This is a genomic window from Micromonospora parva, from assembly GCF_000718515.1.
Classification (GTDB): Bacteria; Actinomycetota; Actinomycetes; order Mycobacteriales; family Micromonosporaceae; genus Micromonospora; species Micromonospora parva.
The window spans coordinates 1-26,480 of the sequence record NZ_JNZS01000007.1 but is presented as its reverse complement, the minus strand read 5'-3'; the positions used below and the strand labels follow the sequence as shown (position 1 = coordinate 26,480).

22 protein-coding genes and 1 pseudogene are annotated in these 26,480 nt (G+C 72.1%); 12 read left to right on the top strand and 11 right to left on the bottom strand.

Annotation, left to right across the window (positions count from 1 at the left end):
- Positions 1-6: 6 nt before the first annotated feature.
- From IF22_RS0109670 to IF22_RS0109650, 5 genes are read right to left on the bottom strand one after another with little or no spacing between them, the layout of a single operon-like run.
- Complete coding sequence (locus IF22_RS0109670; RefSeq protein ID WP_030330459.1) at positions 7-387, bottom strand: DUF742 domain-containing protein; 381 nt, start codon at positions 385-387, stop codon at positions 7-9.
- Positions 365-814 carry a roadblock/LC7 domain-containing protein gene (locus tag IF22_RS0109665; RefSeq protein ID WP_030330457.1) on the bottom strand — a complete coding sequence of 150 codons (450 nt, stop codon included), beginning with the start codon at positions 812-814 and terminating at the stop codon, positions 365-367. Before IF22_RS0109665 ends, IF22_RS0109670 begins: the two co-directional genes overlap by 23 nt.
- Positions 811-2,757 (bottom strand): sensor histidine kinase, encoded by a 1,947-nt coding sequence (locus IF22_RS0109660; RefSeq protein WP_156057414.1) that lies wholly within the window; start codon positions 2,755-2,757, stop codon positions 811-813. Before IF22_RS0109660 ends, IF22_RS0109665 begins: the two co-directional genes overlap by 4 nt.
- Entirely contained in the window at positions 2,754-5,318 is a 2,565-nt protein-coding gene (locus IF22_RS0109655; protein ID WP_081883770.1) for a LuxR C-terminal-related transcriptional regulator, read from the bottom strand. Before IF22_RS0109655 ends, IF22_RS0109660 begins: the two co-directional genes overlap by 4 nt.
- A 5-nt stretch (positions 5,319-5,323) precedes the next feature.
- Positions 5,324-6,583, bottom strand: coding sequence for an Hsp70 family protein (locus IF22_RS0109650; RefSeq protein WP_081883769.1), 1,260 nt, complete (start codon positions 6,581-6,583; stop codon positions 5,324-5,326).
- Between the two features lie 302 nt (positions 6,584-6,885).
- Between IF22_RS0109650 and IF22_RS33665 the strand changes: the two genes are divergently transcribed.
- From IF22_RS33665 to IF22_RS0109635, 3 genes are all read left to right on the top strand, one after another.
- The gene (locus IF22_RS33665) at positions 6,886-7,770 is read left to right on the top strand and encodes an IniB N-terminal domain-containing protein (RefSeq protein WP_030330448.1); all 885 of its coding nucleotides are present in this window, start codon (positions 6,886-6,888) and stop codon (positions 7,768-7,770) included.
- Positions 7,771-7,885: 115 nt separating this feature from the next.
- Positions 7,886-9,739, top strand: a complete 1,854-nt coding sequence (locus tag IF22_RS0109640; protein ID WP_030330447.1) for a dynamin family protein — start codon at positions 7,886-7,888, stop codon at positions 9,737-9,739.
- Entirely contained in the window at positions 9,736-11,196 is a 1,461-nt protein-coding gene (locus IF22_RS0109635) for a P-loop NTPase family protein (RefSeq protein ID WP_030330446.1), read from the top strand. The genes IF22_RS0109640 and IF22_RS0109635 overlap by 4 nt, the downstream gene beginning before the upstream one ends.
- Before the next feature lie 37 nt (positions 11,197-11,233).
- On the opposite strand, the gene IF22_RS0109630 is transcribed toward IF22_RS0109635, so the two are convergent.
- A complete protein-coding gene (locus IF22_RS0109630; protein WP_030330445.1) occupies positions 11,234-11,524 on the bottom strand; it encodes a DUF1540 domain-containing protein in 291 nt (96 codons plus the stop codon).
- Positions 11,525-11,890: 366 nt separating this feature from the next.
- Here IF22_RS0109630 and IF22_RS0109625 point away from each other — a divergent pair, with 366 nt between their 5' ends.
- From IF22_RS0109625 to IF22_RS0109615, 3 genes are all read left to right on the top strand, one after another.
- Positions 11,891-15,838 carry a ThuA domain-containing protein gene (locus tag IF22_RS0109625; protein ID WP_030330444.1) on the top strand — a complete coding sequence of 1,316 codons (3,948 nt, stop codon included), beginning with the start codon at positions 11,891-11,893 and terminating at the stop codon, positions 15,836-15,838.
- A gap of 93 nt (positions 15,839-15,931) precedes the next feature.
- Positions 15,932-16,279 carry a PadR family transcriptional regulator gene (locus IF22_RS0109620; RefSeq protein ID WP_030330443.1) on the top strand — a complete coding sequence of 116 codons (348 nt, stop codon included), beginning with the start codon at positions 15,932-15,934 and terminating at the stop codon, positions 16,277-16,279.
- Positions 16,276-17,352, top strand: coding sequence for a hypothetical protein (locus tag IF22_RS0109615; RefSeq protein ID WP_030330442.1), 1,077 nt, complete (start codon positions 16,276-16,278; stop codon positions 17,350-17,352). Before IF22_RS0109620 ends, IF22_RS0109615 begins: the two co-directional genes overlap by 4 nt.
- A gap of 13 nt (positions 17,353-17,365) precedes the next feature.
- Here the strand turns inward: IF22_RS0109615 and IF22_RS0109610 are convergent, their stop codons facing one another.
- On the bottom strand, positions 17,366-17,722 hold the full coding sequence (locus tag IF22_RS0109610; protein WP_030330441.1) for a hypothetical protein: 357 nt from the start codon (positions 17,720-17,722) through the stop codon (positions 17,366-17,368).
- A 55-nt stretch (positions 17,723-17,777) separates the two neighbouring features.
- On the opposite strand from IF22_RS0109610, the gene IF22_RS0109605 reads away from it, so the two are divergent.
- A complete protein-coding gene (locus IF22_RS0109605) occupies positions 17,778-18,224 on the top strand; it encodes a MarR family winged helix-turn-helix transcriptional regulator (protein WP_209444520.1) in 447 nt (148 codons plus the stop codon).
- 37 nt (positions 18,225-18,261) lie between these two features.
- Here IF22_RS0109605 and IF22_RS0109600 read toward each other — a convergent pair whose 3' ends face one another.
- Positions 18,262-18,726 (bottom strand): hypothetical protein, encoded by a 465-nt coding sequence (locus tag IF22_RS0109600; RefSeq protein WP_030330439.1) that lies wholly within the window; start codon positions 18,724-18,726, stop codon positions 18,262-18,264.
- A 102-nt stretch (positions 18,727-18,828) separates the two neighbouring features.
- On the opposite strand from IF22_RS0109600, the gene IF22_RS0109595 reads away from it, so the two are divergent.
- Genes IF22_RS0109595 through IF22_RS0109585 form a run of 3 tightly spaced genes read left to right on the top strand, consistent with a single transcriptional unit; the run spans position 18,829 to position 21,393 of the window.
- On the top strand, positions 18,829-19,524 hold the full coding sequence (locus IF22_RS0109595; protein ID WP_030330438.1) for a response regulator transcription factor: 696 nt from the start codon (positions 18,829-18,831) through the stop codon (positions 19,522-19,524).
- A complete protein-coding gene (locus IF22_RS0109590) occupies positions 19,521-20,810 on the top strand; it encodes a sensor histidine kinase (RefSeq protein ID WP_030330437.1) in 1,290 nt (429 codons plus the stop codon). Before IF22_RS0109595 ends, IF22_RS0109590 begins: the two co-directional genes overlap by 4 nt.
- A gap of 28 nt (positions 20,811-20,838) precedes the next feature.
- Positions 20,839-21,393, top strand: a complete 555-nt coding sequence (locus IF22_RS0109585) for a DUF5872 domain-containing protein (protein ID WP_030330436.1) — start codon at positions 20,839-20,841, stop codon at positions 21,391-21,393.
- 59 nt (positions 21,394-21,452) lie between these two features.
- On the opposite strand, the gene IF22_RS0109580 is transcribed toward IF22_RS0109585, so the two are convergent.
- The gene (locus IF22_RS0109580) at positions 21,453-22,334 is read right to left on the bottom strand and encodes a LysR substrate-binding domain-containing protein (protein WP_030330435.1); all 882 of its coding nucleotides are present in this window, start codon (positions 22,332-22,334) and stop codon (positions 21,453-21,455) included.
- Between the two features lie 69 nt (positions 22,335-22,403).
- Between IF22_RS0109580 and IF22_RS0109575 the strand changes: the two genes are divergently transcribed.
- Together IF22_RS0109575 and IF22_RS0109570 are read left to right on the top strand one after the other, a co-directional pair.
- Positions 22,404-22,886 (top strand): GNAT family N-acetyltransferase, encoded by a 483-nt coding sequence (locus IF22_RS0109575; protein WP_030330434.1) that lies wholly within the window; start codon positions 22,404-22,406, stop codon positions 22,884-22,886.
- Positions 22,887-23,025: 139 nt separating this feature from the next.
- Positions 23,026-23,631 (top strand): PepSY domain-containing protein, encoded by a 606-nt coding sequence (locus IF22_RS0109570; RefSeq protein ID WP_051708358.1) that lies wholly within the window; start codon positions 23,026-23,028, stop codon positions 23,629-23,631.
- 223 nt (positions 23,632-23,854) lie between these two features.
- Here the strand turns inward: IF22_RS0109570 and IF22_RS0109565 are convergent, their stop codons facing one another.
- Both IF22_RS0109565 and IF22_RS35345 read right to left on the bottom strand, forming a co-directional pair.
- Positions 23,855-25,831: an ABC transporter ATP-binding protein gene (locus tag IF22_RS0109565; RefSeq protein ID WP_425339843.1), complete on the bottom strand. Its 1,977-nt coding sequence runs from the start codon at positions 25,829-25,831 to the stop codon at positions 23,855-23,857.
- Positions 25,832-26,263: 432 nt separating this feature from the next.
- Positions 26,264-26,480 (bottom strand): annotated as a pseudogene (locus IF22_RS35345) (HNH endonuclease); the annotation flags it as partial.

Here is a 26,480-nt window from a genome sequence, read left to right as displayed (position 1 = left end):
GCCCGGTCACAGCGCGCGAAGCCCGACGAGGATCGCCTCAAGCAGATCCTCGGTCGGCAGTTCCGACAGCATCGGCGGTTCGTGCGTCTCGATCAGCCCGGCCCCGAGCAGGTCACCGAGCAACACCCGGACGGTCCCCAGCGGAAGGTCCAACTCGGCACCGACCTCGGCCACCGACACTGGATGGTGACACAACTCGACGATCCGCGCCTGTTCGGGGAAGAGCGGGGCGGGGGGTGTGACCCCCGGCCGGGCGACCACCAGCGAGATCAGGTCGAACTGGCCGCGTGCGGGCGCGGTGCGCCCCCCGGTCATCGTGTACGGCCGGGCGACCGGGCCCGCGTCGTCGTCGTACCACGCCTCGTCAGTGCCGCCGCTGGTGTGCACCAGTGTCCCCGATCGTCACCGAGGAGGCCGGCCCCAGAGTGATCGGCAGGTGCCGTTCGGCCTGCCCCACGAAGAGCGCCACCTCGTACGCCATGTCGCCGACCTCGACGTCGTCACCGGCGATCCGCACGGTGAGGATGGTCCCGTTCGGGATGGTGGCGATGAACAGGAACGCCCGCGACATCTGCACCACGACCTGGCGCAGCCGACCCGCGTCGCAGGTGCGGGTGGCGGCCAGCCCCAACGCGATCAGGCCGGCGACCACGCCGGAGATCTGTTCGGCCAGTTTGTCCCCCACCCGCCGCGAGCCGCCGAGCGGCAGCCCGTCCGGCGAGAGCACCACGGCGAACTCCGCGCCGTGCACCCGGTCGACCAGGCTGTTCAGGGCGTCGGTCAGGCCGTCCTCGGTGACCACTGCAGACGTCATTGATGTCTCCTTGCTGTTCTCGCGACTGGCATCTCGACAGTGTCGAGGCTGGTCCTGCCGTGTTCCGGGCCGATCGGCCCGGGTTGGCGGACCCGCGTCGGCAACGCCCCGTCGCCGCTCGGGCCGGGCAGGTCGGTGTCGGTGCGGGCTGGTGGGTACGGGGTGTCAGGTGGTGCGCCGGCCGGTGCGCGGCCGGTGTCGGTGACCGTGACCAGCCGGGCGGGTAGGAGCACGATCGCGGCCGTTCCGCCGCGCCGGCTGGGGCGCAGCGAGACGTGGGCGCCGCAGCGGCCGGCCAGGACGGCGGCGGCGTACCAACCGGTGCGGCCGGCGGGCGGGCCGTCGGGTGGCGGGTTGCCGAACAGGTGGTTCGCCTCGGCCAGCGTGGCGGCGTCCAGGCCAGGCCCGTCGTCGACGACGACGACCGCGCACCCCTGCGGTCGGTGCTCGCCGCTGACCCGGACGGTGGTGTCCGCACCGGAGAAGACCAACGCGTTCTCGATCAGCTCCGCCAGCAGGTGGATGACGTCCGTGACGGCCGGCCCCGCGAGCGACCACGGCCAGTGCGGCGCGATCAGGACGCGGTGGTAGTCCGGCACCTCGGCGACCGCGCCGCGCGCCACGTCGAGCAGTGGCACCGGGCGTCGCCAGCGGCGGGCGGGTGTCGCGCCGGCCAGCGTGATCAGTTTCTCCACGTTGCGGCGGACCCGGGTGGTGAGGTGGTCGAGTTGGAACAGCTCGCCGGTCTCCTCGGTGGACCGCTCCCGACGTTGCATCAGGTCCAGCACGCTGAGTTGGTCCCGCAGCAGGACCTGGTTGCGTCGGGTCAGCCCCAGGAACAGCTCCCGCTCGGCGGCACCCCCCGACGGCGCGGCGTCCGGCGGCGCAGGCGGATCCTGGGGGGCCGGGGCGGCGGCCTTCGGCCCGGTCAGCTCCTCAGTCAGGCGCCGGATGGTGCCCGCCCAGCTCAGTAGGAGCACGAGCACGACGATCAGGCCGAGCCCCACCACGGCTCCGGTCCGCGCGATCAGCACCGCGGCACCGGGTGTGGCCCGCTCGACGCTGCTACGGGCGGTGCCTGTCACCAGGGTCTGCAGCGCACCCAGGGTGGTGTCCGCCGCGGCCCGCCAATCCCCGACGGTGACGCCGGCCAGGGCGTTGCCGGTGCCGGACTGGAGCAGCAGCCGGTCCTCCAGGGCGAGCAGAGCGGTGAACGCCGGGCTGGTCGCGAGGCGCTGCTGCTCGGCCCGACCGTCGGACGGCAGACCGGCGGCGGCCTCGGCGTTCGCGTACCGCTGGACGCCGACCAGGGCGGTCAGCCGACGCCGCTCGTCGGCGCCGAGTCGCGCGCCGGTCAGGGCGGCGCTGACCACTGTGTCCTCCCGGGCCAGCAACTCCCGGGCGCGGGCCAGCGCGATCACCGCGCGGGTGTCGGCGGCCAACCCGCTCTCGTACGCGCCCCACTCCGGGCCGTACACCCGGAAGGCGACGTCGACGACCTCGTCGTACCCGTCGATCGCCGCGGCCAGGCCGAGTCGCCCGGTGTCCATCCGGGACCGGGTGGTGCCGAGGCCGTCGAGCCGTCGGACCAGCTCACCGGCCCGGTCGCGGACCGCGCCGGCGGTGAGCAGCCGAAGGTCGCGCCCCTTGGTGAACTCGCGGATCTCGGCGGCGGCCCGGTCGGTGGCGTCGCGGGCCCCGACCAGCTCCGGCGTCGTCCCACCCGCCCCGGCGATCGTCTCGGCGGTGATCCGGCGTTCCGTCTGCAGGCTCAGGATCAGACGGTCGATGGGCTGTCCGAGCGTGTCCGCCAGCGCCCGGACGCGCAGCAGGTCGACGGCGTCCTGGCTGGACACGTAGGCCGCGTACGACCAGAGCGTGATCAGCACGGCGGCCAGCACGGCCAGCCTGGTCCGGATCAGCCGGACATCGCTGTGGGTCATCGGCCCGCCCGCTGCGGCCACGGCTGCCCGGCGGTGTCGCTGGCCCGGTCGGCGACCAGGGTACGCAGCAGGGCCAGCAGTTCGGTGCGGTTGGCGCAGTTCAACCGGTTACGCATCCGCGCCACGTGGTGTTCGACGGTCTTGGCCGAGATGAAGAGCCGGTCACCGATCTCCCGGTAGGTCAACCCGGCCAGCACCAGCTCGGCGACCTCGTACTCGCGGTCGCTGAGCCCGTGCTGGGTGGGCCCGGTGACCCGTGTCGTGCTCGCACCGGCCGGCGGTGTCTGCCCGGCCGGCCCACCGGAGGGCCGCCCCTGCAACGCTCGGGCGCACTCCAGCAGGGTGGTCATCGCCCGCCGGTCGGCGGTACGGATGGCGGCCTGCCCGGCGAGGCGGGCGCCGTCCCAACACAGCCCGGTGTCGTGCAGCCCGCGCGCGGCGGCCTCCACCCGGGTCGGGTCGACGACTCCCCGGAGCACCTCCACCCAGCTCTCCGCGGCGGCGGCGACCACTGCCGCGTACCGGCTGTGGCCGGCGGCGGCGAGCAGCGCCGCGACGTGGTCGTCGGCGACCGTCGGCTCACCGGTCAGGATGGCGGCGTGCAGGCCGCTCCAGTGCAACGGCACACTCCACAGTGGTGGGTCGCCGAGGCCCGCGAGCAGTGAACGCCCCTGCTGCAGGTACGGCTCCAGCCGGGCCAGGTCACCCAGCCGCGCGCCCGCGATGGCCAGCTCACCCAGCGGCAGCAGGGTGAACAGGTCGACGGGGTGGCGCACCACGGCCTCCAGCGCCTGCCCCCAACCCCGTTTGAGCGCCCCGAGGTCACTGTTGCGCCGGCCGATGCCCATCCGGATGGCGGCGGCGAAGAGCTGGTCGCGCGACTCCAGGTGCCGCCCGTCGAGGGTCACCGTGGCGAGGCGCTCGCCGGCCGCGTGGATCTCGCCACGGACCATCAGGATCCAGGCCTGCAACAGCCGGTGCCGGCGGGCCATCAGCGGGCCGCCGACACCAGCGGCCAGGGCGCGGTGCAGCACCCGCTCGGCGATCTCCAGCTCGCCGCAGTGCATCGCGGTCAACGCGGCGAGGGCGGCCGGGCTGTCCGGCAGGAGCACCGCCCGGCCGTCCGGCTCCAGCAGCGCGGCGGCCTGCACGAGCGCGGAGAGCGCGGCGGTCGGTGGGCCGGTCACGCTCTCCCGTACGCCGTCGGCCATCAGTCGGGCGGCGCTGGCGTGCAGAGTGGGTGGTTCGCCAGCCGGGTCACCCGCCGGTGACTCGGTGCCGGCGGCCGGGTCGCCGGTGGCGATCCCGCCGACGATGGCGAACGCCCTCGCCGAGGCGGTGCCCGACCACCGGAACAGTTCGACGCTGCGACCGACGTGCCCACGGTGGGCCAGTGCGGTGGCGGCGACCATGGCCGCCTCGGAGCGGTCCGGGGGAGCGGTCGTGGCCAGCAGCCGGTCCGCCAGCCGAAGCGCGTCGTCGAGGTCACCGGCGAGCGCGGCGGCGAGCGCCTGCTGGGCGTTGGGCGGTCGTCCGGCGGCGGTGGCCGCCGCGTACAGCTCGGCGGCGAACGCCGGTTCGTCGGCCAGCGCCTCGCCGGCGGCGGCGGCCAGCGTCGCGGCCGGGCAGTCGCCGAGCGCGCCGACCGCGAGCAGGGAGCGGACCAGTGGCAGCACGGCGCCGCCCCGGGCGAGCTGCAACTCGGTGAGCCGACGCCAGACGGCGGTGCGCTCGGTGGTGGGGCTGAGCGTGGCGACGGCCCGCCGAACGATCGGCGCGAGCCGGCCGTCCGCGCCGAGCAGCCCGGCCGCCCTGGTGGTGGCGATCAGCTCGTCGACCCCGGCCGGGTCCCGGCCGAGCAGCGCGCCGAGCATGCTGACCGGCAGCGTGCCGCCGGCGGCCACGGCGAGCAGCAGTCGTCGTACCTCGGTGGGCTGGACGTCCAGGTCCGGGGCGAATTCGAGGACGACGGACCGGGGTGGGTCGACCATCGCGCCGGTCCGAATCTCCGCGCCGGCCAGACCTCGGGCCAGCCGCTCGACGTCCCTTGGGACTCCGGCGGTCTGCGTGTGGACGAAGTCGACCAGGTCGGCGGGGCGACCCAGCTCGGGTGTGGCGGCGAGGTGGGCGGCGGTCTGCTCCCGGGTGAACGGCGTGAGCAGAACGGCCTGCCCGTCGCGTCGCAGGGCGTCGACCAGCTCGCTGAACGCCGCCGACCGCGGCCACGGGCGGTGGGCGACCACCAGCCGGTGTCGACGGCCGGCGACCAGACGCAGCAGCGCCCCGATCCGGGCGTCGTCGAGCAGGTGCGCGTCGTCGACCAGCAGCACCGTGTCGGGGTCGACCGGCGCGCCCGGCTCCGGTGCGGCCGTCTGGACGGCGATGCCGGCGCGCCGGTGAACGCGCTCCAGCTCGGCGAGGAGCGCTGTCTTACCGTGGCCCGCCGGGCCGGCGATGCCGACGGCGAGCGGGCCGACCGGATTCTGGGCGACGGTGTCCAACAGGGCCTGCAACCCCTTGTCCACTGTCAGTCCTGGTACGGCGAGGTCATTCATGATCATCGGGGTCATCCTTCGCGCCCCCGGGCGCGGGCCAGCGCCAGGCGGGACGGCTTCGGCAGTTCCAGTGGGAGGAGTCGGACCGGGGGCCGCGGTGGCGGATCGCCCGGAACGGTGTGCTGGGGGCGGCGTTGTGCCGGGATGGTGGCCCGCCCGGCACCGCTGACCGGGGCCGGGACGCGGGCCGGCGCCGGCTGGCGGGGGCGTGGCGACACCACCTGACAGGCGGCCATCGCGGCGCCGGTGGCGGCGGTCAACTGTGCGTCCGGCTCCACCTCGACCGGCACCGGCAGGGCCGCGCCGATCAGCTCGGTCACCAGCGGGACCCGGGTCGAGCCGCCGGCCAGCAGGACGCCGTCGAGCTGCGCCGCAGTCAGGTCGGCGCTGCGCACGGCCCGCAGCAGCAGGTCGACGGTGGCCTGCACCGTCGGGCGGATCATGGCCTCGAACTGCGCCCGGGTCACCGGCACCCGGACCGGGCCGTTGGGCAGGGTCAGCACCACGTCGGCCGTGAGGTCGACGGTCAGCACCCGCTTGACCCGGTCGCACTCCGCGCGCAGCCCGCGCAGCGCGGCCTGGGCCCCGCGACGTCCGGTCGCTGCCAACTCCCGGGCCAGCACGGTACGAGCGTGCTCGGCCAGCGCCTCGTCGAAGTCGGCGCCACCGATCGAGTCGAGACCCTGCGGGGTGCCGAACGTCTCGTACGTGCCGCGCGGGGTGCGGCGCACCAGGGCCGCCTCGAAGCTGTTGCCGCCCAGGGCGTAGACCACAGCCGTGCTGCCCGCGAACCCGCGAGCGGCGTGGCTCTCGGCCACCGTGACGGTGCGGGGCAGCAGTGTCACGTGCCGCAGGCCGAGGTCCGACAACGCCCGGTGCAGCACCTCCCGCCGGTAGGGGCGCCAGCCGGCCGGGTGGCTGAGCACGATCGCCTCGGCCGCCCCGCCCTCCAGGGCGTGCACCCGCTCCACCACCCACGCCGCCAACTCGGCGGTCAGCGTCTGCGGCGCGCACGGCTCGCCGCCGAGCAGCACCGGCACGTCGTCGCCGATCCGGTGGACGAAGTCCCGGGTGGTGCGGCTGCCGTCGTCGGTCGCCGGCTCACCGACCCGCAGCGAACCGTCCTCCGCCAGGCACAGCACCGAGGGCATGAGAGGTGAGCCGGCACTGAGCGGGACTGCCTCGGGGCGGGTCCAGGTCGCGCCGCGTCGTCGTGCGACGGCCGCGGCGGTGTTGCTGCTTCCGATGTCTATCCCCAGGACGTACGGCATCGTCTCTGTCTCTCCCCGTGAGTCGGCCGGTCGGTGGCGATGGCGCCGGCTGCCCGACGACGCACCCCCGGCGAACCCCGCGGGCTCCTACGTTCGTACCAGAGATCAGTCCCTGGTCGGGACCCTAATCTCGTCGGGACGGTTTCCCCCTGTCCCCCTAACGTACGAGGTGGCGGAGCCCCTAGTTCAACCGGCCCGGATGCGGGCTGAGCCCCGATGCCCGGGGGCCACCCCCGGCAATAGCGTCGTCACTGTCGACGTACGACACCCCGCCCAACGCCAGATCCGAGGAGAACCGGCACATGGACTCGCAGCAGACGCTCCACGACTTCGTGCTCGACCTACTGACGAACCCGGACGCGCGGTCGGCCTTCGACCTCGACCCGGAGGGTGCGTTGCGGGGCGCCGGGCTCACCGACATCACCGCTGCTGACGTGCAGGACGTCGTACCGCTGGTCGTCGACTACGCGCCGGGGGCGGGCCTCGCGCCGCTGGCCTCGCCGGTGGGGCAGCTCGGGCTGGACCCGCTGCTCACCGACACCACCGACGTGGTGGGTCAGTTGCAGAGCGTGGCGCAGCAGATCAGCGTCACCAGCTCGCCCAGTGGCGTGGACGTCAAGGCCGGCGTGCTCGGCGCCATCGCTGTCGACCCGTCGACCGCCGCCGCCGGGGTCACCGTGCTGCCCGGCATCGGTCTGGGCGTCGGTCCGTCCGGCCTGGACACCGACCTGGCGGGTGTCTCCGACGTGGCGCACACGCTCGACGCGGACGTGGTGCAGCCGGTGGACGCCATCGCGGACCCGGTGCTCGGGGACGTCACCAGCACCGTCGGTGACCCGACCGGTCTGCTCGACGTCACCGACTCGAACCTGATCGGCGGCGACCTGACCGGTGGTGCCCTCTCCGGCACCCACGGTCAGCTCGGCGGGGTCGTCAGCTCGCTGGGTGTCGACGACACCCTCAACGGGCTGGGCCTCGGGCACGGCGACGGTGTCGTCGGCGGGGTCCCGCCGCTTGACGTGCCGTCGACGGTGGGCGGCGTGACGCACCAGGTGGACAGCCTCCTCCCCGGTGTCACCGACACGGTCGGTGACGTGACCGGTGGGGTCACCGATGGTGTGCTCGGCGGCGACTCGCACGCCTCGTCCGATCACGGGCTGCTGGGTATCACCGGCGGTCTGCTCTGACCCGGATCTCCGGGCGGAGCGAGGGGCCGGATCGTCTCGGGCGATCCGGCCCCTTCCGGTTCCACATCCGGTCCCTCTTGATAATTGAGCCGAAATCCGCACACTTGGTGCGGTGATGGCCGGGATCTGGTTGGACGTGCTGGACGAGATCGCCCGCACGTGCACTGCACACGGTCGCGGTGACCTGCTCCAGACGGTGCGGCAGAAGCGTGCGCAACTGCTGGATCCGACACTGCGTGTCCTGGTCATCGGCGAGCCGAACCAGGGTAAGAGTCAGCTGATCAACGCGATCATCAACGCTCCGGCCTGCCCGGTCGGCGACGGCCGGACCACCGTCCTGCCGACAGTGGTGCGGCACGCCGAGGCCCCCGCCGCGGCGGTGGCCCAGGCGCCGCCACCGACCCCGGGCCAGGCCACCGGCGCCGCCACGGTCACCATCGAGCGGACCCCGGTGGCGCTCAACCAGGTCGCGGCGAGCGTGGCCGGCCTGGTCGGGCGTCGGCCCGGCGGCGGCCCGGCCTACGTCGAGATCGGGCTGCCGCGAGCCCTGCTCGGGGCCGGGGTGGTGCTGGTGGACACTCCCGGCACCGACGAGGTCGCCGGTCTCGGCGCCGCCGCCCCGGTCGCCGCGTTCAACCGCGCGGACACCGTGCTGCTGGTGTCCGACTCGACCCGGGAGTTGTCCGTCGCCGAGCTGAACATGCTGCTGCACATCATGCGGTCCCATCCGAACGTGGTGGTGGTGCAGAGCAAGACCGACCTGGTGGCGGACTGGCGTACGGTCGCTGAGCGCAACCGGCAGCACCTGGCCGAGGCGGGGGTGCCGGCAACGCTGATCCCGGTGTCCGCGGCGCTGCGACTGCGCGCCGCCGCGGCCGAGGACCACGCGCTCAACGCCGAGTCCGGTTTCCCGGCGCTGATCGCCCGCCTGCAACGCGACCGGGCCGGCAAGGCCGACCACCTGGCCCGAGCGGCGGTGCAGACGGTGGCCCGCACGGTGGTGGAACAGTTGGCCGCGCCGCTGCGCGCCGAGTTGGCGACCCAGGAGGAAGAGGAGCAGTCCGGGCCGATCGCCCGGCTGCACGCGGCGCAGCGCGAGGTCGACGAACTGCGCCGGTGCTCCACCCGGTGGCAGAACACACTGACCGACGAGATCACCGACCTGCTCGCCGACCTCGAGTACGACCTGCGCGACCGGACCCGTCAGATCCTGCGCGCGGTGGACGAGGCGTTCGACACCGCGGACCCGTTGGTCGCCTGGGACACGTTCCAGGAGTGGCTGGAGCGAAGTCTGGTGGAGGCGGCGGAGACGAACCACGAGTGGCTGATCCAGCGCTGCGACTGGATCGCCCGGCGGGTGGCCGCCAACTTCGACAGGTACGGCTACGACGTGCTGCCGCCCTGGTCGATGACGATGCCGGAGGACATGGGCGAGCGACTGCCCGAGCTGCAACGGCCGATGATCGACCGGTTCACCACCGGCCAGAAGCTGTTCACCGGCATGAAGGGCTCGTACGGCGGCATGCTGATGTTCGGGCTGGCGACCACCCTGGCCGGGATGCCGATGATCAACCCGGTCTCGGTCGGCATCGGGGCGCTCTTCGGTGGCAAGAGCATCCGCGACGAGAGCAAGCAGTTGCTGCGTCGGCGGCAGGCCACCGTCAAGACGGCCATCCAGCGGCATGTCGACGACTTCTTCGTCCGGATCGTCCGGGACTGCCGTGACGCCGCCCGGCAGGTGCAGCGGATGTTGCGGGATCACTTCACGGGGCTGACCGAGGAACTCCAGGAGGCCATCGTGCAGTCGTTCCGCAGCGCGAAGCAGGAGGCCGACACCGATGCCTCAGTGCGCGAGCAGCGGCAACGCGAGATCCGGCTGAAGATGACCCGGTTGGCCGCGCTCTACGAGCAGGCCCAGCAGTTGACCGGCGCCCGCTCGGCCCCGCTGCTGCTGGAGCCGCAGGCATGACGGTGGGGGTGCGCCTGGACGAGGCGGCGTGGGGGTTGCTGCACCAGGCCATCGAGCTGTACCAGGACAATCCCCGGGCCGTGGCGGAGCTTCGGCATCAGGTGGCCCGGTTGGAGCAACCGCTGCGGATCGCCGTCGTTGGCCCGTGGCGATCGGGCAAGTCAACGGTGCTGAACGCGTTGATGGGCGAGGAGGTCGCGCCGGTCGAGCGGGCGGACGGCGCCTTCACCTGGTACGAGGACGGCGAAGCGCCGCGGGCGATCGCGTACCCGGTCGGGCAGCCACCGCAGGAGTTGGCGGTGGTGAAGTCGGCGACCGGGCTGCGGGTGGATCTGGGCTGGGGTACGGGCGAGGTCCGGGACATCGTGGTGCGGTGGCCGACGCGGGCGCTGCGACAGATCACGTTGATCGACACCCCGGCGGTCAGCAGCGGCGCCGAGCAGGACCGGTCGCCGGTGTTGGAGCGGGTGCTGCGGGATTCGGACGCGGTGTTGTACCTGACCCGCGACTGTCGCGACAGCGATCTGCGGGTGCTGGAGTCCGCACGCGACAGTGCTGTCGGTCAGTCCGCCCCGGTCAATGTGATCATGGTGTTGTCCCGGGCCGACGAGACCGGCGGGGGCCGCATCGACGGCCTGCTCACGGCCCGGCAGCTGGCCCGGCGGCACCACCGTGACCCGAGGGTCAACGCGCTCAGCGTCAACGTCGTGGCATGCAGCGCGATGATCGGCCTGGCGGGCCGGATGCTCGGTGAGTCGGACTTCGCCGCGCTCGCGACAGTGGCCCAGGTGCCCCGGGCGGAGTTGGACGTCCACCTCATCTCCGCCGACCGCTTTCTCCACGGCGAGCTGCCGGTACGGCTGGACACCGAGGTGCGCGCCGCGCTGCTGGGTCGGTTCGGGGTCTTCGGGGTCCGGCTGGCGGCCACGTTGGTGCGCAGCGGGTTCGACAGCCGGGTCAAGCTGTCCGCCGAACTGATTCGGCGTAGTGGTCTGACCGAGCTGCGCGAGTCGGTGACCCGGTGTTTCATCGATCGCCGCGACGCGCTGAAGGCCCGGTCCGCGCTGGCCGCGGTGGAGGCGCTGCTGCGGTCCGAGCCCACCCGGGGATCCGCCGAGCTGGTCGGCGCGGTGGAGCAGATCCTCGCCGGTGCGCACGAGTTCCGGGAGCTGCGCCTGCTGGTGGCGCTGCGCAACACCCGGCTGGGGTTCGACGCGGAGCTGGCCGCCGAGGCGCAGCGGCTGGTCGGCGGGGACGGGGTGGGCCTCGCGGCCCGGCTCGGTGTCGAGCATGAGGCCGATGTGCGCCGGCTCTGGGAGGTCGCTTCGGAGGCACAGTGGCGATGGCGGGACCGCGCGGAGGATCCGCTGCTCCCGCTGGCGCAACGGCGCGGGGCTCAGGTCGTCGTCCGCAGTTGCGAGGGGATGATCGCCGAGCTGGTGGCGGGCGGCCGCTGAGTCTCGCCGGCCGCCCCCGCCCGCGGTGGTGGTCGTCTCAGCGCGGTTGGTACGTCTGACAGTCCGCGATGTCCTGGCCCGGACCCACCCGGATGGACGGTGCGTGGCACTCCAGCTCGGCGTTGTGCTGGCAGTCGGCCCGCTTGCAGGCGCCGACCTGGGCGATGACGCGGTCCAGCCCACCCTTGGCCGAGGTGTCGATGAAGGTGGCGCAACTGGCGTTCTGCTGCCCGATGGTGATGGCGAACGCGTGGCAGCCGTCGTGGTTGTAACCGCAGTCGGTGACCGTGCACTCGTGTACCCGCGGCATCTCCAGCATGTCGGTCATGGCGGCGTCCCTTTCGTCGGTGGTCATCCCCATACCCGGCCTCGACATGACAACTCCCTGTCAGCTGTCCCTTTTCGGGATGTTCTGGATAGGCCAGCCTTGCCTAAACCGCGTGACCACAGCACTGTTGCGGCCTCCATCGCGACCGTCGCCGACGAGCCGGGGTGCGGTTCGCGGCCGGAAAACCGTTATTCGATCTCACTCCGTACGGTCGCGGCTGACCTGCGGAGATAACGCTCTCACGGATGCTGCTGAAGTGCTTGACGCGCCAGTGATCCGGACGCAACGATGCATTCGCATGTCTCGTCCCACCACCGCCAGGCGTGATCGGCGCACGCCGTCCCCGCACCGCGAAAGGACCCCACCGTGCGCAGATCCCTGAGATCGTGGCTCGGCCTCGCGCTGAGCGCGATCCTCGTGGCGGGCGGCATCGTCGCCGCGCCACCCACGGCCAGCGCCGCGCCCTTCACCGTGCTGGTCTTCAGCAAGACCGCCGGCTTCCGGCACGGATCCATCACCCCCGGCATCGCGGCGATCCAGCAACTCGGCGCCGCCAACGGCTTCACCGTCGAGGCCACCGAGGACGCCGGTCAGTTCACCGACGCCAACCTGGACCGGTTCGCCGCGGTGATCTGGCTGTCCACCACCGGCGACGTGCTCAACGCCGCCCAGCAGGCCGCGTTCGAGCGTTACATCACCGGCGGCGGCGGGTACGTGGGCGTGCACTCCGCCGCCGACACCGAGTACGACTGGCAGTGGTACGGGGGGCTGGTCGGGGCGTACTTCGCCTCGCACCCGGCCGAGCAGACCGTCACCGTGAAGGTCGCCGACCAGGTGCACCCGTCGACCGCCACGCTGCCGCAGCGGTGGAGCCGGTTCGACGAGCTGTACAACTACCGCACCAACCCCCGGGGCAACGCGCACGTGCTGGCCACCCTGGACGAGAGCACCTACTCGGGCGGGAGCATGGGCGCCGACCACCCGATCTCCTGGTGCCAGAACTACTCCGGCGGTCGGGCCTGGTACACCGGCCTGGGGCATACCGACGCGTCGTACACCGAGGCGGCCTTCCGTCAGCACCTGCTCGGCGGCATCCGGACCGCCGCCGGCGCTGTCGACGCCGACTGCGGCCCCACCGTCACCAGCAGCTTCCAGCAGGTGGAGCTGGCCAAGGGGGCGGCCGAGACCGGTGAGCCGATGAGTCTCACCGTCCTACCGGACCGGGGCGTGCTGCACACCAGCCGCAACGGCGTGATCCGGCACACCGACGCCGCCGGCAACACCAAGATCGCCGCCACCCTGCCGGTCTACACCGGGGACGAGGAGGGCCTGCAGGGCATCAAGGCCGACCCCAACTTCGCCACCAACCGCTGGGTGTACGCCTACTTCGCGCCACCACTGAGCACCCCCGGCGGCGGCGCGCCCGCCGAGGGCACCCCGGCCCAGTTCGCCGCCTGGGACGGCGTCAACCGGTTGGCCCGGTTCACCGTGAACGCCGACAACACCATCAACCTGGCCAGCGAGACGCTGATCCTCAACGTGCCGACCAGCCGGGGGATGTGCTGCCACGTCGGCGGTGACATGGACTTCGACGCGGCCGGCAACCTCTACCTGTCCACCGGAGACGACACCAACCCGTTCGACTCGGCCGGCTTCACCCCGATCGACGAGCGGGCCGGGCGCAACCCGGCGTTCGACGCGCAGCGCACCTCGGCCAACAGCAACGACCTGCGCGGCAAGGTCCTCCGGATCAAGCCGAGCGCGGCCGGCGGGTACACCATCCCGGCCGGCAACATGTTCGCCCCGGGCACCGCGCGGACCCGCCCGGAGATCTACGCGATGGGCTTCCGCAACCCGTTCCGGATGAGCGTGGACAAGGCCACCGGGATCGTCTACCTCGGTGACTACGGCCCCGACGCGGGCACCGCCGACCCCAACCGGGGACCGGCCGGCAACGTCGAGTTCGCCCGCATCGACCGACCCGGCTTCTACGGCTGGCCGTACTGCACCGCCCGCAACGACGCCTACAACGACTACACCTTCCCGTCCGGGCCGTCCGGGCCGAAGTTCGACTGCGCCGGCGGGCCGGTGAACAACTCACCCAACAACACCGGCATCACCCAGCTGCCGCCGGCCATCCCGGCCTGGCTGCCGTACGGCGGCTCCGGGTCGCCGCCGGAGTTCACCGGCGGTGGCCTGTCGCCGATGGGCGGGCCGGTCTACCGGTACGACCCGAACAACACCTCGCCCGTGGCGTTCCCGCAGTACTACGACGGGACCTACTTCGCCGGTGAGTTCGGCCGGCGCTGGATCAAGAACATCAAGCTCGACGCGTCCGGCCAACCGCTGAAGATCAATCCGTTCCCGTGGACCGGCACGCAGGTCATGGACATGGAGTTCGGCCCGGACGGCGCGCTCTACGTGCTCGACTACGGCACCGGCTGGTTCAACGGCGACGCCAACTCGGCGCTCTACCGCATCGAGTACGCCCGTGAGGGCAGAGCGCCCGTCGCGAAGGTGTCCGCGACCCCGACCAGCGGCACCGCGCCGCTGACGGTGGCGTTCTCCTCGGCCGGCACCCTCGACCCGGACGGCGACCCGTTCACCTACGCCTGGGACTTCGACAACAACGGCACCACCGACTCGACCGCCGCGAACCCGAGCTTCACGTACACCACCAACGGGACCCGCAGCCCGACGCTGACGGTCCGGGACACCACCGGCAAGACGGCCACCGCGAGCGTGGTCGTCACGGTCGGCAACAGCGCCCCGGTGGTCACCGTGAACACCCCGTTGAACGGGCAGACCTTCACCTTCGGCGACGCGGTGCCGTTCTCCGTCACCGTCACCGACGCCCAGGACGGCGCGGTCAACTGCGCCCGGGTGAAGGTGAACTACGTGCTCGGCCACGACTCGCACGGCCACCAACTGGGCAGTGTGCAGGGCTGCACCGGGGTCATCCAGACCTCGGCCGACGGCGAGCACGACACAGCGGCGAACATCTTCGGCATCATCGACGCCGAATACACCGACCTGGGCGGGGGCGGCCAGCCGGCGCTGACCACGCACACCCAGGCGGTGCTGCAACCCCGGGTCCGCCAGGCGGAACACTTCGGTGACTCGTCCGGCGTCCAGATCGTCGCCGGGGCGGCCGGGCACGGCGGGGCGGCGGTCGGCTACGTCGACAACAACGACTGGATCTCGTTCCGCCCGTACAACCTGACCGGCGTCCAGTCGTTCAGCGCCCGGGTCGGCGCACCGGCCGGCGGTGGCGGCACGTTGGAGTTGCGGGTCGACTCGCCCACCGGCCCGCTGGTCGGTTCGGCCACCGTCACACCCACCGGCGGGTACGCCACCTTCGCCACTGTCACCGGTGGGATCACTGCCGTGACCGGCACCCGGACCCTGTTCCTGGTCTTCAAGGGCACCGGCCCGTACTTCGACATCGACGAGTTCACCCTGTCCACCAGCCCCGGCGGTCCCGGGCCGGACCCGGACCCCGACCCGGATCCGGACCCTGAGCCGGGCACCAACCTGGCCCGGGGCAAGCCGGCGCGAGCGTCCAGCTTCGAGGGCGCGTTCGTCGCGGGCAACGCGTTCGACGGCGTGGCCGGCACCCGGTGGGGCAGCGCCTTCGGCGACCCGCAGTGGATCGACGTGGACCTCGGTGCCACGTACGCCATCAACCGGGTCAAGCTGACCTGGGAGGCGGCGTACGGCAGCGGATACCAGATCCAGACCTCGCCGGACGGTGTCACCTTCACCACGATCCGTACGGTGACCGGTGGCGATGGCGGGGTGGACGACCTGACCGGGCTCAGCGGGTCCGGCCGGTACGTCCGCCTGCTCGGCACCACGAGGGGCACCGCCTGGGGCTACTCGCTGTTCGAGTTCGAGGTGTACGGCGGCACCGGCAGCCCGACCGGCGGCAACCTGCTGCGCAACAAGCCGACGACGACGTCCAGCAACGAGGGGGCCGACGTCTCCGGCGCCCAGGCCGTCGACGGCAGCCTCAGCACCCGCTGGTCGAGCACGTTCTCCGACCCGCAGTGGATCCGGGTGGACCTCGGCAGCGCCACCGCGATCGGCCGGGTCAAGCTGAGCTGGGAGGCCGCGTACAGCAGCGCGTACCAGATCCAGACCTCGAACGACGGCACCACCTGGACCACTGTGAAGACGGTGACCGGGGCCGACGGCGGGGTGGACGAGCACGCGGGTCTCGGTGCCAACGGCCGCTACCTGCGGATCTACGGCACCGCCCGGGGCACCGGCTACGGCCACTCGCTCTGGGAGGTGGAGGCGTACACCAGCTGAACCACCATCGGTGACGTGGCCGGCACGGTGATCCGTGCCGGCCACGTCCTGTCTCCCTTTTGTATATACCGGCAATCTGTATATGCTCCTGGCATGGCTGAGGCTCCACTGCGGGAACCGACGTTCCTGGTGCTCACCGCGCTCGCCGAGGCGCCCCTGCACGGGTACGCCGTCACCGAGGACGTGCTGCGCATCTCCGACGGCCGGGTGCGGCTGCGCGCCGGCACCCTCTACGCCGTCCTCGATCGGCTCCGCGCCGACGGTCTCATCGAGGTCGAGCGCGAAGAGGTGGTCCAGTCACGACTGCGCCGCTACTACCGCCTCACCGCGCTGGGCGCGCGGCGGCTCAGCGAAGAGGCGTCCCGGCTGCGACACAACGCGGACGCCGCCCGGGTGCGGCTGCGCCGCGGCGGCCTGCTCACCGACGGGGGCGCGGCGTGAGCGGCGACGATCTGGAGCGCCGCTACCGGCGGCTGCTGGCCGTCTACCCATGGGAACACCGCCGGCTGTACGAGGACGAGATGCTGGCCGTGCTCCTCGCCGGCGCGCGGCCGGGCCAGCGGCGACCCGCCGCCGCCGAGGCGCGGAATCTGGTCGGGGCGGGGTTGCGGGCGCGGCTGCGGGTGGGCGCACGGGGGTTCACCGAGCCGAGCTGGGCGGACGCGGCGACGGTGACCGGCCTGCTGGTCGGGGTCGTGCTGCTGGCCCTCGCCGCAAAGGCGCTGCTCGACCAGCTCGTCCTCACCCGGAGCCTGCCGCCCGGGTTCGGGTCGGCACGCCCGGATCTCGTCGACTGGCTGCGCGTCGCCGGCTGGGCGGGCGTCTGCGCGGCGGTGCTGATCGGGTGGCGCTGGGTCGCCGCCGGTCTGGCCTGGGCCGGCGTGGTCGGCTGGGGCGCGCTCGTCGCCCCGCAGACGGCTGACAACCCGACGTACGTGGTGGACACGCTGCCGCAGTTCGCCCTCGCCGTGGTGGCTGCCGCAGCGCTCACCGTCCCGGTGCCGCGTCGCCGGGCGATCGCGGTGCTGGGCGTACGCCGACTGCTGGCGCTGCTGCTCGCGCCAGTCGCGGTGGTCGCCCTGTTGGTGACGAACCGGGTGACCAGTCCCGCGTTCAGCGTCGTCGGCGGGGTGTCCTACCAGGTCTTCTACGACCTTGAGTCGAGCAGTGAGCTGGTGCTCTGGCTCTACGTCGCGGGCCTGGCGCTCGCCGCGTTGGCCATGGTGGTCGCGGTGGCCACGCTCAGCCCGGGGGTGCGCCGGCGGATCGTCGTCATGCTCCTGCCGGTGGCGGCCCTCGCCCTGGTGATCGACAGCACCCTCGCCGGTTGGGTCACCTCGACCATGCACATGGGACATGCCATCCCCCTGGTGCCGGCGCAGTGGGCGATGCTGGTGCTGGTCGGGCCGGTGACCTTCCTGGCCGGGGTGCTGCTCGTGCGTCGCCGAGAGGAGACCCTGCGCATGGTCGCCCTCGGCCGAGACGCCGACCGCGAGCAGCCAACGGGTCAGTGAGGCGACGGACAGCTCATCCGAGCGTGGTGCTCCCGGCGCCGTCGCGGAAGACCGCACGACTCAGATAGTGCCGGGACCGCCGATCGAAGCGCCCGAGCAGGTCGCGGGCGGCTGGCGGGACGACGGACGTTGACGGATCGCCACCGGTGAAGGCTGACACCGCGGCGAAGTCGGAAAATGTCATGGCGGTGAGGAACTCGCTGCCCGTGGCGGGGTCCAGCTCCTGCGGCGAGCGACGCAGAACCCGAAGCTCCCGAAGCCCGTCCACGCCCCGGGCGAGGATCGCGGGCGCGATGTCCTGTGTCAGCAACCGCTCGTAGGCGTCGGCGTGAGCGGGCTCGGTCCATCCGCTCCACAGTCGAAGAATCATGACAGCATGCTGTCATTCGGGTAGTAGGCTGTCAATGTTTGGTACTATGCCGTCCGTGACGGATCGGGAACGGGTCGACGCGTACCGGCTGCTGATGGCGGACGTGTACGAACTGGCGGGCGAGTCTCGGCGCTCAAGCGAGCAGCTCGCCCGAGCAGAGGGGCAAACTGCCGCGCGATGGCACGTGATGAGCGTGCTCTCCGACGGCTCCCGCACCGTCGCCAGCGCGGCGCGCAGACTTGGCCTGGCCCGACAGAGCGTGCAGCGGGTGGTCGACGACCTGGCCCGTGCCGCAATGGTGGAGTTGCACGACAACCCGGATCACCGCCGAGCGCCACTCGTGACACTCACGGAAGCGGGCCGGGCCACACTCACCGGCCTACTGGAACGCTCGGACGCTGACCGCCGGGACGCCGTGGACCGGGCCGGCCTCAGCCTCAGTGATCTCGAGGACGCCCGCGCGACCCTCCGACGGTTGGTGGACGCCCTGCAACGCCGGTGAGCCCGCCGTGCCCCGCACCATGACTGCTCGCCGGTCGTCATTCGTCGGCGACAGCCACCGGTTCCGAGCCGATGCAGCGCACCTTCAACTCGTACTCCCGGGCCGCCCCCTGGAACGTGACCTCGACGTCGTCGTCCGGGCCCCGGTCCACGTCGCGGACCCGGTAACCCTGAGCGGGCGCCCAGGAGACGAGGCGTACGCCGCCGGGGCCGCACTCGGCCACGGCCGTGCCCCCGTCGGTGGCGAACCCCCGACGGGCCCCGGAGTTGGCGCTGGGCGTGGGGCCTGTCGTGCCTGGCGCGGCCGAGGCGCTGCCCGTCGCGCCGGTGGGCGCCGGCTCTGGTGAGGCGAGCGCCCGTTCGATCTCCGCCGCGCTGCGCACCCCACCCGGGGTGCCGGTGATGCTCTCACCCACCAACCGGATCGCGCCCAACCCGATCACTGTGGCCACGGCGGCGGTGGCCACCCACCCGGTGGCGATGAGGATCGAACGACGGCCCATTGCCTGACTATCCCCGATCCGGCCTTGTGGTTGGCACATCCGAACGCTAAGGCACGGTTAACGTGCGCCTCGCTGCCACTGACAGCGGTTAGCCTGCCAGCTGTGGCCCGCCTGTTGCTCATCGAGGACGACCTGACGATCCGTACCCCGCTGATCCGGGCCCTGCGCGAACGCGGCCACGCGGTGGCCGCGGCCTCGACCGCGATGGCCGGGCTCCGCGACGCGCTGGAGGACCGACCCGACCTCGTCGTCCTCGACCTGGGCCTGCCCGACCTGGACGGCCGCGAGTTGCTGCGGATGCTGCGCGCGGTCAGCTCGGTGCCGGTCATCGTGGCCACCGCCCGCGACGACGAGGCCGAGATCGTCCGGGTGCTCGACGCCGGCGCCGACGACTACGTGGTCAAGCCGTTCACGGCGGCGCAGCTCGACGCCCGCGCCCGCGCGGTGCTGCGCCGGGGCCCCTCCGGCGCCGACGGGCAGGACCCGACGCTGGTCGTCGGCGGGCTCCGCGTCGACCCCCGCGCCCGGCAGGTCACACTGGACGGGACCGCTGTCGAGCTGACACCCCGCGAGTTCGACCTGTTGCACCACCTCGCCGGCCGACCCGGCCAGGTGGTCACCAAACGCGAACTGCTCACCGAGGTCTGGCAGATCCCGTACGGCGGCGCCGACAAGACCGTCGACGTGCACCTGTCCTGGTTGCGTCGCAAGTTGGGGGAGAACGCCCAGCAGCCTCGCTACCTGCACACTGTGCGGGGTGTCGGGGTGCGTCTGGAAGCCCCGGCGGCGCAGCCGTGAGGGCCCGCCTCGCGCTGCTGGTCGCCGCGGTCAGCGTCCTCACCCTCATCGCGTTCCTGGTGCCGTTGGCGCTGCTGGTCCGCACCGTCGCCGAGGACCGGGCCACCGTTCGGGCCACCGCCGACGCGCAGAGCCTGGTGCCGGTGGTCGGCACCGCCGACGCGGCGACCATCCGGCTCACCGTCGAGCAGCTCGCCGCCGAGTCCGGGCGACCGGTGAGCGTCTTCCTGCCCGACGGCACGGTGCTCGGCGCCCAGACACCGCGTACCCCGGCGGTGGCCCTCGCCGCGCGCGGACAGAGCCTCACCGGGGAGTCGGCGGCCGGCCGGGAGGTGGTCATCGCCGTGCAGGGGCGGGCGGACGGCACCGGGGTGATCCGGATCGCGGTACCGCAGCACGAGCTGACCGCCGGAGTGACCCGGGCCTGGTTGGTGCTGGCGCTGCTCGGCGTGATCCTCGTGCTGATCGGGTTGGCGGTCGCCGACCGGCTGGCGCGCACCCTGGTCCGGCCGATCAGCGACCTCTCGGCCGTCTCCCACCGGCTCGCCAACGCCGAGTTGGACGCCCGGGTCACGCCGGCCGGTCCCCCCGAACTGCGTGAGGTGGCCGGCGCGCTCAACCATCTCGCCAGCCGGATCCAGGTGCTCCTGGTGCAGGAACGCGAACAGGTCGCCGACCTGTCGCACCAGCTGCGGACGCCGCTGACGGCGTTGCGCCTGGAGGCGGAGTCGTTGCGTGACCCGGACGACGCCGCCCGGATCACCGCCGCCGCCGACGGGCTCGAACGCGCGGTGACCGGGCTGATCCGGCAGGCCCGGTGGCGGCACAACCCGGCGGCGCAGCCGGCCGCCTCGGACGCGGCGGCGATCGTCGCCGACCGGGTCGCGTTCTGGTCGGTGCTGGCCGAGGACACCGGCCGGGCCGTCACCCTCGACCTGACGCCCGGCCCGCTTCCCGTCGGTGTGGCCGCCGACAACCTGACGGCGGCCGTGGACGCCCTGCTCGGCAACGTCTTCGCGCACACCCCCGACGGCACGCCGTTCGCCGTCCGGCTCGCGCGCGAGGCGGGCGAGGTGGTGCTCACCGTCGCCGACGAGGGCCCGGGCATGCCCGCCGGGGCGATCCGGCGGGGCGCGAGCGCCGCCGGGTCCACCGGCCTCGGCCTGGACATCGCCCGGCGTGCCGCGCAGACCGCCGGCGGTCGGCTGGAGGTGCGCACCGGACCGACGGGCGGCGCCCAGGTGCTCCTCCGACTCGGGCCTCCGGCGTCGCCGCGGGACGCATAGCCGGTGCGGCGCCGGGTAGCTGCCAGTCATGGCGCGGTACACGAAACCCGAGCTCCGAGAGCAGATCAAAGAAGAGATCAAGGCCTCCGACAAGGGCGGCCGGCCGGGGCAGTGGTCGGCGCGCAAGTCGCAGCTGGTCACTCAGGAGTACAAGAAACGCGGCGGCGGATTCCTGGGCGAAAAGGACGAGCGGCAGAAGTCGCTCCAGCGCTGGGGCAACGAGAAATGGCAGACGAAGGAGGGCGACACCCGGGCGCGCAAGGACGGCACGACGAGTCGCTACCTGCCCAAGAAGGCCTGGGAGGAGATGTCGGAGAGCCAGCGACGCGCGACCGACACGAAGAAGCGCGAGGCGTCCCGATCCGGCAGGCAGTACGTCGCCAACACCGGGCCGGCGAAACGCGCCCGTCGGGACGCCACCACGGCCGGCCGGATGTCGGAGATGTCGGTCGCGGAAGCGACCAAGCTGGTCCGGGGCCTCGACACGCGACAGCTGAAGACCGCGCTGCGTAACGAGCGCGCCAGCAAGGACCGCAAGACGCTCGTCCAGCGACTGGAGGCGGAGCTCAACCGGCGAGGGTAGCCGGGCAGGGGCGGATCCGCCCCTGCCGTGCCGTCGACGCTGCTCTTGTGCCGTCGAGGTCAGGGCACCTGCCCTACGGCCCCGAAGCTCGTCGAAGTGATCCGGTCGTCATCCCGGCGGCGCAGGATCCGCATCTCCGTGGTGGCCCCGGTGCCGGTCAACGGCAGTACCGCCACCGGCGGGGGCACCACTGCGGAGATGCTCGCCGGCGCGATCGTGACCCCGAGGCCGGCTGCGACCAGGTGCGCCAGAGTGTTCCAACTGCTGGCGACCTGGACGACGCGCGGTGTGTAGCCGGCGTCCAGGCACGGTCGAAGGTTGCGCTGGTAGGCCCGCTCGCCGGCCACCCGGGGGAAGAAGACGAACAGGTCGTCGCGCAGCAGCGCGGCGTCGATGCTGGGGTCTTTCGCGCGCGGGTGGTCGGCCGGCAGGACGGCGACGAAGGTCTCGGTGGCGAATGTGGTGCCGACCAGGTCGTCGTGGTCGTCCGCGTCCCGGACCACGCCGACATCGATCTCGCCGGTCAACAGCCGGTCGACGATCTGCGCCGTGAACGCCTCGTGCAGACGCAGGTGAACGGCCGGATGGTGTTCCCGGAACCGACGGATCGGCCCGGCCAGTCCGAGCTGGATCGCCGAACTGACGAAGCCGATGTCGAAGCGTCCCTGCTCGCCACGGCCGATGCGGCCCGCCTCGTGCACATCGTCGGCGACGGCGGCCAGCACCCGCCGGCACCGGATCAGGTACGCCTCACCCGCCGGCGTCAGCGTCACCGACCGGGAGGTACGAGCGAACAGCGGCGTACCGATCATCGCCTCCAGCTGGCGGATCTGCTGCGACAGCGGCGGTTGGGCCATCCGCAGCCGTGCCGCGGCCCGACCGAAGTGCAGCTCCTCGGCGACCGCGACGAAGTACCGCAGATGGCGCAGTTCAGGATCCATATGCCAAGGATATAGATTGTTCGGAACAAGATATTGGACGTTCGGATAGCGGGCTCAGAGAATCGAACCATGAATCCGAGCACGCTGACCGTCACGTCCATGACGACCGCCGAGGAGGCCGCGGCCTTCCGGACGTTGAACGAAGAATGGATCTCCCACTTCTTCGCCGCCCTTGAGGAGCCTGACCGCAAGACGCTCGACGACCCGTTCTCGGCCATCGTCGACCCGGGTGGTGACGTGCTGATCGTCCGGGACGGCCGGGAGATCGTCGGCTGTGTCGCACTGATCCGCAGCTCGGCGGAGGTCTTCGAACTGTCGAAGATGGCGGTGGCCCCGGCGGCCCGCGGCCGGGGCATCGGCCGTCAGCTCATCGAGCTGGCGATCGCGCGCGCCCGCCAGCTCGGCGCGGCCACCCTGTTCCTGGGCAGCAACACCAAGCTTGCGAACGCCGTGCACCTCTACGAAAGTGTCGGCTTCCAGCACGTCGATCCGGAACAGATCCCGCTGCCGCCGTACGCCCGCGCCGACGTTTTCATGCGGATGGCGCTCTGACCGCTCGAAGCCGACGCGCAGTCCCGAGAGGGCGGTACGGGATCCTCGGCTTAACCCGGCCTTAGCGTCCGGACAGCGCGGTGCTATCCCAACCTGACCGATCCTCGGAGTCGACAACCGAGGAAAGGTGGACACCACGATGAAGCGCACCAATCTGCTTCTGGCGTCGGTCGGCGGGTCGGCGGTGCTGGCGGTGGCCGGGGTCGCGCTCGGCGTCACCGCCGCGAACGACTCGCGGACCGGCGGCACGGCGCTCGCCGCGGCAACCGTCGCCCCCACGGGCACCGTCGCACCCAGCACCACCGACGCGCCGGGGACCACCGACACCCCGTCGGCCCCGTCGGGTACGCCGTCGAGCGGCACGCCGTCGTCCGGTACCCCATCCGGTACGCCGTCGGCCGGTACGCCGTCGACCGGTAGCGCGCCGGCGGGCAGCGCGGTCGACGAGACGCGTGCCGGTGAGATCGCGCTCGCCAAGGCCGGCGGCGGCCAGATCGTCGAGGTCGAAGCCGAACAGGAGAACGGCCGGCCGGTGTGGAGCGTCGAGATCGTCGCGGGCGACACCGAGCACGAGGTGGACGTCGACCGGGACAACGGGTCGGTGATCAAGGCCGAGCAGGAGCCGGTCGACGACAACGACGCCGACGACGACGACAACGACGCCGACGACGACGACAACGACGCCGACGACGACGCCGACGACGATGACGACAACGACGACGATGACGGCAACGACAACGACTGAGACGACGGTCGATCGGCCGCCGCCCGACCCGGAGTGCCTTCCGGGTCGGGCGGCGCTGCCGATTCACCCGGCGCCTCGCGACCCAGGCGTTCCGGCCTGTCCGTGACGGATGGCCGGCTGTCGCGGCTGTTTCAGGCCGTCCTTGAAAGGCGGACCGCCGCGGCTGTTTCAGACCGTCCTTGAGGGGCGGGCTGCCGCGGCTGTTTCAGGTGGGCGAGGGCCGTCAGAGCCCGACGCGCTGCTCCTGGACCGTCGGTTGGTTCGGGGCCGTCGGTTGCTCCAGGGCCGGCGTTTCCTGGGCCGGGGGGTGCTGCGAGGCCGGCGGGTCCTCCTGGGCCGTCGTTTGGTCCGCGAACTGGGTGCGATACAACTCGTGGTAGCGACCGCCGGCCGCGAGCAGGTCACTGTGTCGCCCGCGTTCGACGATGCGCCCGGCTTCCACGACGAGGATCTGATCGGCTGCCCGGATGGTGGAGAGCCGGTGCGCGATGACCACGCTGGTCCGGCCGGTCAGGGCCTCGGCGAGGGCTTCCTGAACCGCCGCCTCCGAGGTGGAGTCGAGGTGCGCGGTGGCTTCGTCGAGGATGACCACGCGCGGACGGGCCAGCAGCAGTCGCGCGATGGTGAGCCGTTGCCGTTCCCCGCCGGACAGCCGGTATCCGCGCTCGCCGACAACGGTGTCGAGCCCGTCGGGAAGGGAGCGGATCAGGTCGTCGAGTCGGGCGCGCCGGAGCACCTCCCACATCTCGTCCTCGGTCGCGTCCGGCCGGGCGAACGCCAGGTTGGCGCGGATGCTCTCGTGGAAGAGGTGCCCGTCCTGGGTCACCACGCCCAGTGCCGTCCGGATCGACTCGGCCGACAGTTCGCGTACGTCGACGTCGGCGAGCTTCACCGCACCGTCCTCGACGTCGTACAGGCGAGGCACGAGTTGCGCGATCGTCGACTTGCCCGCCCCGGAGGAGCCGACGAGCGCCACCATCTGCCCCGCTTCGGCGCGGAACGACACCCCGTGCAGCACCTCCTCACCGCCGCGCGTGTCCAGCTTCGCCACGTCCTCCAGGGACGCGAGCGACACCTTGTCCGCTGCGGGGTAGCCGAACCGGACGTCGTCGAACTCGACAGCGACCGGCCCTTCCGGGAGGGGTTGGGCATGGGGCCTGTCGAGGATCAGCGGCTTGAGGTCGAGCACCTCGAACACCCGCTCGAAGCTCACCAGCGCGCTCATCACCTCGACGCGGGCACTGGCCAGCGAGGTCAGCGGGGCGTACAGGCGGGACAGCAGCAGCGCGAGGGCGACCACCGTTCCGGCGTCGAGGCTGCCCCGTAACGCGTACAGACCGCCCAACCCGTAGACCAGGGCCAGCGCCAGCGAGCCGACGACGGTGAGGGCGGTGATGAAGACCCACTGCAGCATCGCGGCGCGGATGCCGATGTCCCGGACCCGACGTGCCCGCGCCGCGAACTCCGCGGACTCCTCGGCCGGCCGCCCGTACAGCTTGACCAGGGTGGCCCCGGGTGCGGAGAAGCGTTCCGTCATCCGGGTGCTCATCGCCGCGTTGTGCTCGGCGGCCTCCCGCTGCAACCGGGCGAGCCGCGAACCCATCCGGCGGGCCGGGAGAACGAAGATGGGCAGCAGGACCAGCGCCAGCAACGTGATCTGCCAGGAGAAGGTGAGCATCACGCCCAACGTCAGCATCAGCGTGACCGCGTTGCCGACCACACTCGACAGGGTGTCGCTGAAGGCCCGCTGCGCACCGATCACGTCGTTGTTCAGGCGGCTGACCAGCGCACCCGTACGGGTCCGCGTGAAGAACGCCACCGGCATGCGCTGAACGTGGTCGAAGACAGCCGTCCGCAGTTGGACGATCAACCCCTCACCGATGCTGGCGGAGAGGAACCGCGTCACCAGACCCAGCCCGGCCTCGGCGAGGGCGATCACCGCGATCAGTACCGCCAACCGGATCACGACGCCACTCTCGGCGCCGTCGACGATCGCGTCGACCACCCGACCCGCGAGGACCGGCGCCGCCACGGTGAGAACCGCCGTCACCACACTCAGCAGCAGGAACCTGATGATCAGAGCGCGGTGTGGCCGCGCGAACTCCGCGATCCGTTTCAAGGTCGCGCGGGACAGCGGTCGCTCATCCTGCGCGTTCATCGCGTGGTGCAGAGACATCCACGCGGTAACTTCCATGCTCATGCATTACCTCCGATACCGGAGGCTAGGACCTCACCCAAGCTTGAGGTCAACTGGATTACCGACAGTAGCCGTCATGTCAGGTACGCATCGGTGCCGTCGATGACCTCCGGCACCGCGTCCAACCGCCACGCCCTCGCGTTAGCGTTCGCGGAGGACTGGTGCATGGAGGTCCGCCCGCGAGCCGGTCGCGCACCGGCACGGCAAACCTTCGTGAGTCACCACTGGCAGCTCTTTGTTCGGCCCGGTCGATAGGCGTACGGGCGGGTGTCGCTCGGCGGTTCGGTCTTTCCGCCCCTCGTGAGTCACCACCGGCAGCTCTTTGTTCGGCCCGGTCGGCAGGCGTACAGGCGGGTGTCGGTCGGCGCTTCGGTCTTTCCGCTCGCTTCTGGCGTGCCGACCTGGCAGGCGGTGATCGTTCTCGGCTGGCTGCTCTTATGTTCGTCGGTGGTAGTGGTTGCGGCGGGGGAGTTGTTCGGGGTCGAGCCAGGCCGGTGGTACGAACTCGGGGTGGCCGTCGCCTGCCAGTCGCACGGTCCAGTCGCTGTGGTGGAGGTGTCGGTGGTGGTGGCCGCAGAGCAGGACGGCGTTGTCGAGATTGGTGGTGCCGCCGTTGGCCCAGTGGTGGATGTGGTGGGCGTCGCACCAGCGC

What these genes read in the sequence shown, in the direction of transcription:
- IF22_RS0109570 (WP_051708358.1), top strand. Translation starts at nt 23,026, where the DNA reads ATGAAGCGCACCAATCTGCTTCTGGCGTCGGTCGGCGGGTCGGCGGTG.
- IF22_RS33665 (WP_030330448.1), top strand. Translation starts at nt 6,886, where the DNA reads ATGGACTCGCAGCAGACGCTCCACGACTTCGTGCTCGACCTACTGACG.
- IF22_RS0109585 (WP_030330436.1), top strand. Translation starts at nt 20,839, where the DNA reads ATGGCGCGGTACACGAAACCCGAGCTCCGAGAGCAGATCAAAGAAGAG.
- IF22_RS0109580 (WP_030330435.1), bottom strand. Translation starts at nt 22,334, where the DNA reads ATGGATCCTGAACTGCGCCATCTGCGGTACTTCGTCGCGGTCGCCGAG.
- IF22_RS0109565 (WP_425339843.1), bottom strand. Translation starts at nt 25,831, where the DNA reads ATGAGCATGGAAGTTACCGCGTGGATGTCTCTGCACCACGCGATGAAC.
- IF22_RS0109575 (WP_030330434.1), top strand. Translation starts at nt 22,404, where the DNA reads ATGAATCCGAGCACGCTGACCGTCACGTCCATGACGACCGCCGAGGAG.
- IF22_RS0109650 (WP_081883769.1), bottom strand. Translation starts at nt 6,583, where the DNA reads ATGCCGTACGTCCTGGGGATAGACATCGGAAGCAGCAACACCGCCGCG.
- IF22_RS0109600 (WP_030330439.1), bottom strand. Translation starts at nt 18,726, where the DNA reads ATGGGCCGTCGTTCGATCCTCATCGCCACCGGGTGGGTGGCCACCGCC.
- IF22_RS0109610 (WP_030330441.1), bottom strand. Translation starts at nt 17,722, where the DNA reads ATGATTCTTCGACTGTGGAGCGGATGGACCGAGCCCGCTCACGCCGAC.
- IF22_RS0109655 (WP_081883770.1), bottom strand. Translation starts at nt 5,318, where the DNA reads ATGATCATGAATGACCTCGCCGTACCAGGACTGACAGTGGACAAGGGG.
- IF22_RS0109620 (WP_030330443.1), top strand. Translation starts at nt 15,932, where the DNA reads ATGGCTGAGGCTCCACTGCGGGAACCGACGTTCCTGGTGCTCACCGCG.
- IF22_RS0109640 (WP_030330447.1), top strand. Translation starts at nt 7,886, where the DNA reads ATGGCCGGGATCTGGTTGGACGTGCTGGACGAGATCGCCCGCACGTGC.
- IF22_RS0109630 (WP_030330445.1), bottom strand. Translation starts at nt 11,524, where the DNA reads ATGACCGACATGCTGGAGATGCCGCGGGTACACGAGTGCACGGTCACC.
- IF22_RS0109635 (WP_030330446.1), top strand. Translation starts at nt 9,736, where the DNA reads ATGACGGTGGGGGTGCGCCTGGACGAGGCGGCGTGGGGGTTGCTGCAC.
- IF22_RS0109660 (WP_156057414.1), bottom strand. Translation starts at nt 2,757, where the DNA reads ATGACCCACAGCGATGTCCGGCTGATCCGGACCAGGCTGGCCGTGCTG.
- IF22_RS0109665 (WP_030330457.1), bottom strand. Translation starts at nt 814, where the DNA reads ATGACGTCTGCAGTGGTCACCGAGGACGGCCTGACCGACGCCCTGAAC.